General features: G+C 61.4%; 12 protein-coding genes. 7 read left to right on the top strand and 5 right to left on the bottom strand.

Annotation, left to right across the window (positions count from 1 at the left end):
* Positions 1-329 precede the first annotated feature (329 nt).
* Entirely contained in the window at positions 330-1562 is a 1233-nt protein-coding gene (locus SRB521_RS04335; RefSeq protein WP_075704330.1) for a GNAT family N-acetyltransferase, read from the top strand.
* An 8-nt stretch (positions 1563-1570) separates the two neighbouring features.
* The gene (locus SRB521_RS04330; protein ID WP_083630936.1) at positions 1571-2047 is read left to right on the top strand and encodes a GNAT family N-acetyltransferase; all 477 of its coding nucleotides are present in this window, start codon (positions 1571-1573) and stop codon (positions 2045-2047) included.
* 29 nt (positions 2048-2076) lie between these two features.
* Here the strand turns inward: SRB521_RS04330 and SRB521_RS04325 are convergent, their stop codons facing one another.
* Positions 2077-2739, bottom strand: coding sequence for a CYTH domain-containing protein (locus SRB521_RS04325; protein ID WP_075704332.1), 663 nt, complete (start codon positions 2737-2739; stop codon positions 2077-2079).
* Positions 2740-2743: 4 nt separating this feature from the next.
* A complete protein-coding gene (locus tag SRB521_RS04320; RefSeq protein WP_116722262.1) occupies positions 2744-3295 on the bottom strand; it encodes a DUF2284 domain-containing protein in 552 nt (183 codons plus the stop codon).
* Between the two features lie 179 nt (positions 3296-3474).
* Here SRB521_RS04320 and SRB521_RS04315 point away from each other — a divergent pair, with 179 nt between their 5' ends.
* Genes SRB521_RS04315 through glpK form a run of 4 tightly spaced genes read left to right on the top strand, consistent with a single transcriptional unit; the run spans position 3475 to position 8031 of the window.
* Complete coding sequence (locus tag SRB521_RS04315; protein ID WP_116722261.1) at positions 3475-4917, top strand: NAD(P)/FAD-dependent oxidoreductase; 1443 nt, start codon at positions 3475-3477, stop codon at positions 4915-4917.
* Entirely contained in the window at positions 4910-6166 is a 1257-nt protein-coding gene (locus SRB521_RS04310; RefSeq protein WP_075704335.1) for an NAD(P)/FAD-dependent oxidoreductase, read from the top strand. Before SRB521_RS04315 ends, SRB521_RS04310 begins: the two co-directional genes overlap by 8 nt.
* Entirely contained in the window at positions 6163-6507 is a 345-nt protein-coding gene (locus tag SRB521_RS04305; protein WP_075704336.1) for a DUF1667 domain-containing protein, read from the top strand. The genes SRB521_RS04310 and SRB521_RS04305 overlap by 4 nt, the downstream gene beginning before the upstream one ends.
* Positions 6508-6525: 18 nt before the next feature.
* Positions 6526-8031 (top strand): glycerol kinase GlpK, encoded by a 1506-nt coding sequence (gene glpK / locus SRB521_RS04300; RefSeq protein ID WP_075704337.1) that lies wholly within the window; start codon positions 6526-6528, stop codon positions 8029-8031.
* 189 nt (positions 8032-8220) lie between these two features.
* Here the strand turns inward: glpK and SRB521_RS04295 are convergent, their stop codons facing one another.
* Positions 8221-9558, bottom strand: coding sequence for an SLC13 family permease (locus tag SRB521_RS04295; protein WP_075704338.1), 1338 nt, complete (start codon positions 9556-9558; stop codon positions 8221-8223).
* Between the two features lie 295 nt (positions 9559-9853).
* On the opposite strand from SRB521_RS04295, the gene SRB521_RS04290 reads away from it, so the two are divergent.
* Positions 9854-10765: a LysR family transcriptional regulator gene (locus SRB521_RS04290; protein WP_207215999.1), complete on the top strand. Its 912-nt coding sequence runs from the start codon at positions 9854-9856 to the stop codon at positions 10763-10765.
* A gap of 310 nt (positions 10766-11075) precedes the next feature.
* Here SRB521_RS04290 and SRB521_RS04285 read toward each other — a convergent pair whose 3' ends face one another.
* The gene (locus tag SRB521_RS04285; RefSeq protein WP_075704340.1) at positions 11076-12200 is read right to left on the bottom strand and encodes a 2-hydroxyacyl-CoA dehydratase subunit D; all 1125 of its coding nucleotides are present in this window, start codon (positions 12198-12200) and stop codon (positions 11076-11078) included.
* Entirely contained in the window at positions 12200-13474 is a 1275-nt protein-coding gene (locus SRB521_RS04280) for a 2-hydroxyacyl-CoA dehydratase subunit D (RefSeq protein WP_058118142.1), read from the bottom strand. The genes SRB521_RS04285 and SRB521_RS04280 overlap by 1 nt, the downstream gene beginning before the upstream one ends.
* Positions 13475-13481 lie beyond the last annotated feature (7 nt).

Below are 13481 nucleotides of genomic sequence, written 5' to 3'. Positions count from 1 at the left end.
CACTTTCACGCGGTACTTAGGCAAACAAAAAACGCCCTGAACGTACTCTCGTTCAGGACGCTGCCCCGCATCCGCTCTCACCGTGACATCCCGTACTAGCCTCGTACGCAGATGTTAACTATAGGAATTTTACGCCGCATTAGGTCATTTGTCAAGATTTTTTCTTCCCCATCCCAGCTTTTACCACACTTTCACAAAAAACGGTTTGACATCCGGGCAAAACGCTGACATAATAGAGGGGTCAAAGCAGGTGCGCGGAGGCCGTCCAGCCGGCCTCCATAACAACAGAATATTCCCCGACGCAACCAGCAACCAAAAGGAGTGTGTCAATGGAAATCAGGTTCGTTCTCCCCTCCGAGGCGGCGCAGTTGGCCCGGAACGTGGTCTCCTCGTTCCCGTCCAAGACTCCGGACGCGCTGCTCAGGAATATGGAAAGCGAGCTGTACCAGCCGGACGAGGGGCGCTACCTCGGCTGTTTTGACGACGATGGGACCCTGGTCGGTTCCATCCTGATGATGGATTTCACCCTCAACGTCAGAGGCGTGATGATGCCTATGGGCGCGGCGGCCTATGTGTCCACCAACTTCCTGCGGAAGAAGGAGCATACGGCTATGACCATGCTCCGCGTCCTCATGGGCTATTACCAGAAGCTAGGTACAGCCATCGGCTGTCTGCATCCCTTCATGCCTTCGTTTTACCGCAAGATGGGCTACGGCTACTGCAACGAGAACATTCTCTACCAGCCCCGGCCCAGCATGATCCGTTCCTTCGGGGACAAGTCCGGCCTCTCCTTCGCCGGTCCCGACGACAAGGAGGATATCCTTCGATTCTACCGGGCTTATGCCGAGAGGACCAACGGCGCCACGGTCCACCATTTTATGGACCCGCACCGCATCTTCGACATGCCCTACGTGGTGATCTGCCGCAGGGACGGGCGCATCACCGGTTATCTCACCTTCGAATTTGTGGACGTGGATCACTACACCGATATGTACCATGATCTTATGGTCCGTGAGATGATCTATGAGGACGCCGAGACCCTCAAGCAGTTCATGACCTTTTTCGCCTCTCAGGTGGATCAGATCGAACGGGTCCGCATCCTCAGCCCTGACGAATATCTCCATGTCATGTTCAAAAACCCCGACACGGGAGAAAATCGCGCCCACGACGGCTGTATCCACGAGATCGGCCGGAAAACTATGGGCTATATGGTACGTATCTTCGACATCAGGCAGTATTTTTCCGTCCAGACCCACTGCGAAGTCCCCGTATCCCGCCCCTTTACCCTGGCGCTCCAGGTGCGGGACACCTTCCTGGAGCACAATAACGGCACCTTCCTCCTGGAGGTAACCGGCGGCACGGTAACGCTGACGGAGACGGGCACGCCCGACGTGACCCTCTCAACCCAGATCGCCGACCTCTCCTCTCTGGTCATGGGCGCCATTCCGCTGCGCGAGTTTCTCGCCTACGACCGCATGACCCTCTCCGATCCCAGCTACGCCGAGGATATCCAGAGGGCCATCGGCTGGAGCGTCAAGCCGAAAAATCTCACCTATTTTTAAGGGCGGAAATGGAGCATGCCATGAATGTGACCATTGTGAAGGCGGACCCAAGCCGCCTTGCGGAGTGCCGTGAGGTCTTTCTGGACAGCGCTCTCTACGACCATTATTTCACTGCGGAGGGCAGGCTGGAGGGTATGCTGGCCACGGCCGTGGAGAAAGGGGAGCTGTGGCTGGCCGTCACTTCTCGGAATGAGGTGGCGGGCGTCATGTGGATGGAGATGACGGGCTTTTTTGATGTTTTTCCCTATCTGGCCCTTCTCGGGGTAAAAAAGTCGTTCCGTGGCATGGGTGTGGGCCATGTGCTGCTGCGGACCTTTGAGGGCGTCTCCCGTGCCATGGGGTACCGGAAGGCCTCCCTTATGGTGAGTCACTTCAATCCCCGGGCCAAAGCGCTCTACCAGTCCATGGGTTATCAAAAGGTGGGCTATGTGCCCGACGCCATCGTGCCCGGAGTCCATGAAAACATCATGGTCAAAGACCTCTGAAAAGGCGATAAAAAGGACTCCGCCGTGCTTTATCCCGGCGGAGTCCTTTTGTCTTGACCGCGTCTGCCCTCAGGCCCCGCGCGCTTTCTGGCGCGCTGGTATTTAGAGTCCGTGACGCCCCGCAACGCCGTGACCCGTCCGGCGGTCTCCCGCACCAAACGAGCCAGGTCCGCCTCCGTTCCCTCCAGCCGTTCGATCTCCACCTGCCGTTCCCGGGCGGTCTCCCCTGTTCCGGCGTCCCGGAAGATCACATCATCAAAGGCCAGTTCAAATCGGCATCCGACCGGCCCCTTTACCTCATAGGTCCGCCGCAGATTCTCCACCTGCGCCGCCGGCCGCAGCGCGTCCGGGTCCAGCTCCGGCAGGCGCTCCCGCAGAAAGTCCGCCGGAAGTGCATCCGATGAGAGCTCCAGCTCCTCCTCACGCCGGGCAAAGGCGCCAGTCTGCGGAGTTTGCCCCACAGGCGTTTTGAGCGTGAGGACCCGCCGCTCCCCCCTCCTGCGGACCCGAAGAGAACCGCCGGTCAGCAGGAAGTCGTCCTCCGGCGTATCGTAATAGACGTCCTCCTGGGGCGTTTCTCCCAGGAGGCGCACCTCGTACCCCGCCCGGTTCAGAAGGGAGAGGAGCTCCGCCTGTACCTGCCAGGGCCGCTGGGAGTCCACCACATATTTCTGCTCCAGTTCAATGCCCACACGCTCACCTCGTCAAAAAGGCGGCGATCGCCACATTGTACTCCGGGAGCCCCTCACCAGCCCACAGCAGATCCATGCCGAGCTGCTCCTTCGCCAACGCGGTGAGATCGAATCCAAAGGCGGAGAAGGAATAGCGCATCCGTTCCGGGCGTCGGCAGGGCAGGTCCTGGAGGCGGGTGCAGACCTCGCACTGCTCGCAGCGGCCCGCCGCCACCGTGACAGCGCCCGGGCTGACGCGCTCAAAGGCCAGCAGGGCCTCCAGCAGGGCCTTTTTCACCACGCCGTAGGTCTCCTGGCGCACCGTCTCGGCCTCCTTAGGGGAGCGGAGGGCTCTTGCCCGTTCTCCGTCATCATAGAGGACCTTCACCCCGATGATGTGTGCCATGCGATAGGCCCCCAGATAATCTCCGGCCTCCGGCACGCCGGGCGGACAGGACCACACCCGGCCATAGTCCGGGCACTGCTTACAGGAATCCAAAAACCGCCCAGGAAAACAGTATCTTTTCATCCACTCCGCCACCGGCAGAGCGGCTACCTTTACTTCCGTCCGATACATGCTCGCGCCGCCTTCCCTTTTGTGTTTTGTGCCACCACTATACCACGGCAGGGCGGGACAGGCAAGGAAAACCGTGCGCATCCATTCGTCCTGCTCCCGCAGCCGAATGGCAGAGACAGCCGCATTGCCCTTCCCGCAGTGTCGGCCGCCGTTTCTTTACTAAGATGGGAGGTCCCCCCATGTTCGATGTCATCCTCATTGGCTGCGGCATCACCGGCGCCGCAACGGCCTATGAGCTGTCCAAATATCGGTTGTCCGTAGCGGTGCTGGAGCGGGAGAACGATGTGGCCTGCGGCGCCACCAAGGCCAACTCCGCCATTCTCCATGCCGGGTATGACCCGGAGCCCGGCTCCCTCATGGCCCGCTGCAACGTCCGCGGCGCCGCGCTGGCCCGAGAGCTGTGCCGCAAGCTGGACGTTCCCTATCGGCCCACAGGCTCCCTGGTGATCGCCTTCCACGCAGGGGAGCGCGCCGCGCTGGAGGCGCTCTATGCCCGGGGCCTGCGCAATGGAGTTCCCGGCCTGGAGCTGCTGGACGGCTCCACCGCCCGCGCCCTGGAGCCCAGCCTGAGCCCCCAGGTCATCGCCGCGCTCCATGCCCCCACCGCCGCCATCTGCTCCCCCTGGGAATACTGCCTGGCCCTGGCAGAGACCGCCGTACGCAACGGAGTCCAGGTCCATCTGAGCTCCGGCGTCACCGCCATCCGGCGGGTGGGTGGCGGCTGGCGGCTGGAGACCGCCTCCGGTAGCTATGAGGCCCGCTGCGTCCTCAACGCCGCCGGCCTCCAGGCGGACCGGCTCCACGATCTGGCCGCGCCCCACGCCTTTACGCTGCGGGGCGTCCGGGGGCAGTACCACCTGCTGGACAAATCGGAGGGGAGCCGGGTCTCTCACGTGGTCTTTCCATGTCCCGGCCCTCAGGGCAAGGGCGTGCTGGTGGCCCCCACCGTCCATGGGAATTTGATCGTGGGCCCTAACGCCGAGCCGGTAGAGGGCGGGGATACTGCCACCACCTCCCAGGGGCTGGCCTACGTCCGGGAAAAGGCCCTCCGCTCGATTCCCTCCATCTGTTTTCAGGAGGACATCCGCAGCTTCGCCGGGGTGCGGGCCGTGGCCGAAGGCGGAGATTTCCTCATCCGCGAGGCGGAAGGCGCCCCCGGCTTCTTTGATCTGGCCGGCATCTGCTCTCCCGGTCTCACCGCCGCGCCCGCCGTCGCGGAGTACGCGGTGGAGCTATTGGGCGCCGCCGGCCTTCCCCTGCGCCTCAAGCCCGATTTCATCTGCGAGCGGAAGCGCCTGCGCTTCCATACCCTCTCCCCGGAGGCGAAGACCGCGCTGGTGCGGCAGCGCCCGGAATACGGTCGCGTGATCTGCCGGTGCGAGACCGTCACCGAGGGGGAGATTTTGGACGCCCTCCGCGCCCCCATTCCCCCCCGCTCCCTGGACGGGCTCAAGCGCAGGACCAATACTGGAATGGGGCGCTGCCAGGGCGGCTTCTGCGCGCCCAGGCTGGTAGAGCTTCTGAGCGATGCGCTGGGCATTCCCGCCACCCGTATCCTCCAGGAGGGGGCGGGCACCTGGCTTTTGGCCGGGGAGACGAAGGGAGGACCTGCCCATGTATGACCTCATTGTCATCGGCGGCGGCCCCGCCGGGCTGGCCGCCGCCCACAGCGCCTGGGAAGAGGGCCTTTCGCGCATCTTAGTGGTGGAGAGGGACCGGGAGCCGGGCGGCATCCTGAACCAGTGCATCCACAGCGGCTTCGGCCTTCACTATTTCAAGGAGGAGCTCACCGGTCCGGAGTATGCCGGGCGTTTTCTCCGGATGCTCTCCGAAACCGGGGTGGAGCTGTGGACGGACACCACGGTTCTGGAACTCACACAAGAGCGGCGGGTCCACATGGTGAGCCCCGCGCTGGGCTATCGCGTGGAAGAGGCCGGGAGCGTGATTCTGGCCATGGGCTGCCGGGAGCGGACCCGCGGCGCCCTCTCCATCCCGGGCACCCGCCCCGCCGGCGTCCTCACCGCCGGAGCGGCGCAGCGGTATGTCAACATCGAGGGCTACCTCCCCGGCCGCCGCGTGGTCATTCTGGGCAGCGGCGACATCGGCCTCATCATGGCCCGGCGGCTCACCCTGGAGGGGGCCAAAGTTCTGTGCTGCGTTGAGGCCATGCCCTACTCCTCCGGCCTCCAGCGGAATATCGTCCAGTGCCTTCAGGATTTCAACATCCCGCTCTATCTCTCTCACACCATCACCGAGATCCGCGGGGAAAGGCGGGTGGAATCGGTCGTCATAGCCCAGGTGGACGCCGACCGGAGCCCCATCCCCGGTACGGAACGGACCCTCTCCTGTGATACGGTCCTTTTGTCCGTGGGGCTCATTCCGGAAAATGAGCTCACCCGGCAGGCGGGTATCGAGCTGGACCCCCGCACCCGCGGTGCCGTTGTTTTCGAGGACATGGAGACCTCCCTGCCCGGGGTCTTCGCCTGCGGCAATGTGGCCCATGTCCACGATCTGGTGGACCATGTCACCGCTGAGAGCCGGAAGGCCGGCGCTGCGGCGGCTCGGTACGTCCTCTCCCCTTTCCCCGACGAAACGCCCATATGGCGGGTAACATGCGGCGAGGGCGTCGGCTCCATCGCGCCGCAGCGCCTGCGGCCTGAACGGGTGGAGAAATTCTGCGACCTCTTTCTCCGCCCCTCCGGAGTATACGGCCCCTGCCACCTGGCCGTGTGTTCCGGCGGCCGTACTGTGGCCCGCTATCGCCGCAGAAGGCTCTCCCCCGGCGAGATGGAGCGTCTGGTCCTGCCCCGGGCGCTGCTGGAGCAGTGCTGCGGCGACCTGACCATTTCCGTAGAGGAGGACACGCCATGACCGAACTCACCTGCATCCTCTGCCCCAAGGGCTGCCGCCTCCAGGTGGACGAAAAGAACGGCTACGCCGTGACGGGTAACCAGTGTCCACGGGGGATAGAATATGGAAAGACCGAGCTCACCCGCCCGATCCGGAGCGTCTCCTCCACCGTGGGCATCACAGGGGCGGCCCATCGGCGCTGCCCGGTCAAGACGGACGGTCCCATTCCAAAATCACTGGTCTTTGCCGCCGTTCAGGCGCTCAACGGCGTGACCCTCTCCGCACCTATCCAAACGGGACAGGTGGTCCTGGAAAACATCTGCGGCACGGGGCGAAATTTTATCGCCACGCGGGATATGTGACACAAGGAGGTTCCAATCATGACGGGCAGCTATCTCCTGGCGCTTGACCAGGGCACCACCAGCTCCAGGGCCATTCTCTTCGACAGCGAACAGAACATCGTGGGAAGCGCGCAGAAGGAGTTCACCCAGCACTACCCCCATGAGGGCTGGGTGGAGCACGATCCCATGGAGATCTGGTCCTCCCAGTACGCGGTGATGATGGAGCTCATCGCGCAGACTGGCGTCTCCCCTGCGGAGATCGCCGCCATCGGCATTACCAATCAGCGGGAGACCACCATTATCTGGGAGAAGGCCACGGGGCGGCCCGTCTATCACGCCATCGTCTGGCAGTGCCGCCGCACCGCGCCGATCGTAGACCGCCTCCTGGCCGACGGTCTGGAGGCGCACATCCGCAGGACGACCGGCCTGGTGCCCGACGCCTATTTCTCCGCCACCAAAATCGCTTGGATTCTGGACCACGTGGAGGGGGCCCGCGCGCGTGCGGAAAAGGGGGAGCTTCTTTTCGGCACCGTGGACACCTGGCTTCTCTGGAAGCTCACCGGGGGAGCCGTCCATATCACCGATTACACCAACGCCTCCCGCACCATGCTCTATGACATCCACCGTCTCCGGTGGGACGACGATTTGCTGGAGGCACTGGACATCCCAAAGGCCATGCTACCCGAGGTGAGGGACTCCAGCTCCATTTACGGTTACACCGATATTGCCGGGACCAAGGTCCCCATCGCGGGTATCGCCGGAGATCAGCAGGCCGCGCTCTTCGGCCAGACCTGTTTTGACATGGGGGATGCCAAGAACACCTACGGCACCGGCTGCTTTCTCCTCATGAACACCGGCGACCGGCCCTGCGAGAGCCGGAACGGTCTCATCACCACCATCGCCGTGGGCCTGGGAGGTCGGGTCCAGTACGCGCTGGAGGGCTCCGTTTTTGTGGGTGGGGCGGTCATCCAGTGGCTGCGGGATGAGATGCGCTTTCTCACTGAGAGCCGGGACGCGGAATACTATGCCCAGAAGGTCCCGGACACCGGCGGGGTCTATTTGGTCCCGGCCTTTACCGGCCTGGGCGCGCCCTATTGGGACATGTACGCCCGGGGCGCCATCGTGGGCCTGACCCGCGGGACCCGTCGGGAGCATATCATCCGCGCCGCCCAGGAATCCATCGCCTACCAGGTGGCCGACCTGGTGGGCGCAATGGAGCGGGACACCGGCATCCCGCTCTCCGGTCTCCGGGCGGACGGTGGGGCCAGCCGGGATCATTTTCTGATGCAGTTCCAGGCAGATATCCTCCGCCGCGAGGTCCGCCGCCCCATGATCCGCGAAACCACAGCCCTCGGATGCGCTTATCTGGCGGGGCTGGCCACCGGGGTATGGCGGGACCGGGAGGAGATCCGCGGACTCTGGAAGTGCGATGTCACTTTTACCCCCGATCTCCCCGAGGCACGCCGTCAGGCGCTGCTCCGGGACTGGCACCGGGCCGTGGGGCGCACCCGCGGCTGGGCGGAAAATCAGCCCCTGCAAAAATGACTTGCCGCGGCGGTCCCCGATAAGGGATCGCCGCGGTTTTGCTTTCCCGATAAAAAGAGCGCCCCCGCCTCCTCGGAGGCAGGGAGCGCTCTGGATGGGAAAGCCGTCTCAAGTATCAAAGTCTCATAAGTCATAGAAATAGAACGGAACAGACGTGACGCAGAAGGGAAGCCTTTTGAAATCTTCCGATCAGAAGGTATACATGATCGGACAGAGGACTGCCGCCGCAATGATCAAAATGATACACAGCGGACCGCCGATCTTCATGTAGTCCATATATTTATAGCCAGCCGGGAGAGTTTGGGTGCAGGCGGGGGTGCCGACCGGGGTGGCGCAGGCCAGGTTGGTGGCCACGCAGCCGATGGCGATGACGAAGGGGATGGGGCTCACACCCATGCTCTTGGCGATCTCGATATAAATGGGGGTCATCATGGCGGCCAGCGCCGTGTTGGACATAAAGTTGGTCAGTACACCGGTGACGATCACGCCCGCGGCCATCAGCGCCATGGTGGACGCGCTCTCCGAGCCTCCGAACAGATTCAGCACCGCGTCGGCGATGACCTTGCCGCCGCCGGACACATCCAGACCCTTGGCAAAACCTTGGGCGGCGGCCAAAATGACCAGCGTGTTCCAGTCCATCTCGGCCAGCGTCTTTTTCAGGGGCATGCAACCGCTGGTGATGAGGATCGTGGCGCCCAGCAGGCCGATGATGCCCACATTCAAATAGGGCTTAAAGGGGGCAAACCCTGTGAGGATGAACCCCACGATGCAGAGGATCAGGACTATGACCGACATCCAGCCCTTCCAGGCGGGGATATTTGAGGTTGCAGCGTCTGTGGTTGTATTGGCCAGATCGGCGTAATAGTTCCCCTTGTCAAAGTCGGGGCTCTCCGGCTTCAGGACCTTCTTGGTGAGGGAATACCCCACCGTGGCAAAGTAGACGACCATGATGATACAGAGAGGGATCATAACCAAGGTCTGGTCAAAGAGACCCAGTCCGTCCTTGTACTCCTCATAACCCATCAGCACGGAGTTGGCGGTCTGCTGGGAGGTGGAGCCTACCAGGGTGCCCGCACCGCCGACAGCACAGGCAATGCCAGCAGCCATAATGACCATCTTGGAACGGATCGCGCCGTGGGACTTGGCGGCTACAGCGGCGATCAGGGGCATCCACATGGCAATGGTGCCGGAGTTGGACAGGAACGAGGACATGATCGTGCAGCAAATAACCACCGCGATGGTGAACATCCGTTCATTCTTGGCTAGGGAGCTTCCGCCGATAGCCTTGCCGATCTTATTGGCCATACCGGTCTTAAAGAGGGCGTCGCCGACAACACACATGCCCGCGACCATCATGACCGTCGTGCTTGAGAAACCGCTGTAAACATCTGCCAGCTTCATCTCAGGCAGAATGATGCCCATCGCCAGAGAGGCGATCATGGCGGTCATCGCCAGGGGGATTTTCTCGAGGACAAAGGAAATGATCGTAATGATTGTGATGATAATCGCAATAGTACTGGATTCCATACCGAATTCTCCCCTCATTCATGATTCAGTTGTTTTTCTTCTCTCTTCCCACAGAGATTGCGATGTACTTGTCCGTCCTTCCGTCTACAGCTATCGTGCCGTTCATTTTTTACTGCGTATCCAGGGAATATCAAACTGCTGAGGAGCGCTCCTCAGCAGTTTAGGGGCCCGCCCCTAAACTGAATTGATCATGATGCCGAAATTTCTCTTTTTTTGTCATTTGGAATTGTCATATTTTTTGAACTGTGCTATACTTTTCCTATATAACCTAATAGTTGCTCATGCCACTGTTAGTATGAACGGAGATGATCTCATGGAACTGCTGCAGCTATATTATTTTAAAGTTTTGGCGGAGAGAGAACATCTGACCCGCACCGCCGAAAGCCTTATGATTGCCGCGCCCTCTCTGAGTGCCACCATCTCCCGACTGGAAAACGAACTTGGCGTCAAGCTCTTCGACCGCGTGGGCCGCAACATCCGCCTGAATGAAAACGGACGCATTCTCCAGCGCTATGTGAATGAAATCTTCGACGCTCTGCAAAATGCCAAGACGGAACTCAAGGACGCCGGCGTACGCCGGGACAACTGCTTCACCGTGGCCTCCACGGCCGAGTCTCTCTGGACCCGTGCGATCCACAAATTTCTTGAGACCTACCCCGACATTCTGGTACAGCACACGGCCATCAAGCTGGACGACCTCAACCAGCACATGACCTCTTCCAAATACGATTTCATTGTCACCGCCCTCAGGGACCTGGACTGTGGAGAATGGGACTACGAAGTACTCTATCACGACTGGCCGGTTCTGGTATTCAACTCCAGCCACCGCTTCCACGGCCGGAAGACCCTGGACCTGTTGGAGGCCAAAAACGAACCTTTCGTTGCGCTCTCCCAGGGCTATTCCTCCCGCCGCTGGTTTGACGAGATCTGTGCCGCCTCCGGCTTTAAGCCCAACGTGGTCGTCGAGTGCGATTACCAGCTCCGCACCGAAATGCTCCGGGCCAATTATGGGATCGGCTTCTCCTCTGTGCTGGGAATCGCCAGCAACATACTCAGCACGTTTGAATATGCCAAGCTGTCACAGCCCCTTGTCCCCCGGACCCAGGTCATTGCCTGGCACAAAGGGCGCAAGCTCTCCGTCGCGGCCCATCAATTCCGCTCTTTCCTGATCAAGTACATGGAGCAGTACCAGAATACTGAGGGTTAGCTTCCGCTGAGAGTACCCCTCCGGCGGCACATGCTTTGCCTGCCATGTCCCCTTAGCTGCTGGCCGCCCCCACTTCGGTCCGCTGGAAACCCTCTCCGGCGTGCCGCAGTGGGGGGTTGTTATGCAGTGACAGCGCCAAAGAGGGGACATTCCACCTATATACTTACATTAAAAGAATTATTTGTAATTCATTTCGCGCAGATACCCTGTCGGGCCGCCCCCCTCCGACACAGAGATCCCATTTACCAAAGTCCCTGTGCGGGGGAGGGCCTGATGCCCAACCGGTCAAAGTCTATTGGGTCAAAGTGGCCTATGCCATCTCAGCGAAGCTCTGGATCTTGGTGTGGGACTGCTCGTTGTTCTGGGTGCTCTGGTCGATCTCCAGGCAGAGGCAGCGCAGGCCGGCCTCTTTGGCGGACTGTGCGATCATGGGATAGTCGTACTCCTCCACATCGCAGAAGCGCATCAGGCACACCACGATCCCCTGGGCCCCCGCGGCCTGCGCCATCTCCACCAGCATGGAGCCCCGTGTGCTTTCCACCTCATGCACCATCGAGCATCCCTTCCGCTCAAACCACTGCCCCGCCAGATCCTCCAGCGCCGTTCCACGCTTCGGGATCGCCGTCCGGTACAGCCGGGACTCCTGCGCCAGATCGTCCCCGACCACCGCAATCCCGCACTCCGTGAACAGCTCCAAAAACTCGTCGGGCTCCGCCGTGATCCCCGTCAGGATCACTTTCTTCCCCTTGTGCTCATACTTCGGCAGCCCCTCCAGAGCCGAGAGGAGCTCCTTCACCTTCTCCGTGTGCTCCCCCTTCTCCATGAACAGCGCGCTCTTGAACACCGCGTGCCGCGCCACCGGCGTGATCACGTCCAGGTGGTCGTTGGCCGCCTTCGCAAACGCCATCATCGTCGCCGAGTGCTCGTTATACACCTCGATGCTCTGCGCCAGAGACTCCTCCGTAATGGTGCATCCCGTCACTTCCTCCAGCTTCTTCGCCGCCGCCCGGTACTCCTCCACCAGGAACGAAAATGCATCGGAGTCCGTCCGGTTCTGCGGGTGGATGAACGACACCAGCGGGATGTCCTTCACACCGGACCGCCACGCCGCGCTCATGCCGCGGAACGTGTCGCACAGCATCGGCATCACCGCGCACGTCAGGCCCTCGTACACCCCCGTCATCCCGTATTCCATACAGGAGCGCATGATGGAGCATGTGAAGATCGGGTTATACTTTCCCGCCACAGACGGCGTGATCTGTCCGCCCCACAGGCCCATGGGGATCATACCCCCGGCGTGCACCAGCTCCTCCGGCGTGTACACAGGGAAGCAGCCCACGACCTTCTTCCCCGCCGACAGATATTTCTCCATCTGCTTCCGGGGATTCCCGGATACCTCCGCCAGCTCTTCCAGTATCGCCTTGATCTCCGACATTATTCCGCCGCCCCCTTCTTCTTTTTCTCATCCATGATCTCCACCAGGCCCTGGAGGCGGGTCTCGAACTGCGCCTCGGAGAACACCCGCGTATCCGACTGGTCTCCGTCGAAGTTCGCCACCGGCACGCCCGCCTGCTCCTCGATCATATCCCGGCCTGTGAAGATGTGGAAGGTCATCAGCTTGCAGCTCCGGTTCACGTGGCAGAGCATCCCGTCACAGCCGAAGTCCTTGATGCTCTGGGCACGCTTGCCCATGATGGAGGGGGTGGACAGGCTGTTGGTGGAGGAGATCTGGTATGCCCGGGCCATGCCGTCCAAATCCCCGGGCTCGTACAGCACATCCCACGCAGTGACATACCCGTTCATCACCGCGTTGACATTGTAGTTTTTCAGTGTCTTCAGGTTGTAGCCCAGGTTCGGCCAGCAGGCGATGCCCTCCCAGTGGACGCGGTACTTCTCCTCCGCGGGGAAGGTGCTGGTATCGTTGGCGATGTGCTCCAGAACCTCCGCCTTGAGCTGCTCGAAGATGGCCGTGGTGGACTCCTTGCCCCGGCACAGTACCAGGGCCGCCATGTAGTTGAAGAGGTCGAAGCCGCTCATGGGCGCGGGCTTGCGCTGGTTCAGCGCCACGATCTCGTCAAAGAGGTGGCAGTTGATCTGGGAGCGCTTCTGCACCTCCAGGAACTTATCCCAGTCGAACTTCCGCCCCAGGAACTTCTCCATATCCTTGATATAGTTTTCGATCTGGCTGCGTACGTACTTGATCTTGTGGGGGGCCGGGTCCTCCTCATAGTAGTTGAAGAGGCAGTCCACAAAGAAGATGGGGATGTTCAGCTTCCGAGCCAGGTTCTCATACCACTTCATCAGCTGGGTGCAGCTGTTGTTGGCCAGCAGCAGGAAGTCCGGCCGGGGCAGCTTGGGCTCATAGTCATAGTTGGGATCGTCGAAGGTATCCGCGATCCCCAGGTTCAGACGGGCATAGGAGCAGATATTGATGGGATAGCCCAGCTCTCCCTCCGAGTGGGAGATGAACTGGTCCCCCATGTGCTTGGCGGATACGGAGGCGCAGTTGTTCTCCGGGTACAGGACCGGTACGCCAAATGTCTCGCAGATCTCCTGGGGGAAGATGGCGGTGGACCAGCCCACCGGCTCTCCACGCTTCTTCGCCGCCCAGGCGTCGGCATAGCACTTTGCCGTCTGCTCGTTCATCATCTGGCGGGACTTGGGCAGCGGCTTCTTCGGCTTCGCCGCCGGCGCGGTGTGTTCTGCCATTTCGATC

This window comes from Intestinimonas butyriciproducens, from assembly GCF_004154955.1.
Lineage (GTDB): Bacteria > Bacillota > Clostridia > Oscillospirales > Oscillospiraceae > Intestinimonas > Intestinimonas butyriciproducens.
The sequence above is the reverse complement of the archived record's forward strand: the minus strand, read 5'-3'. Positions and strand labels throughout refer to the sequence as shown.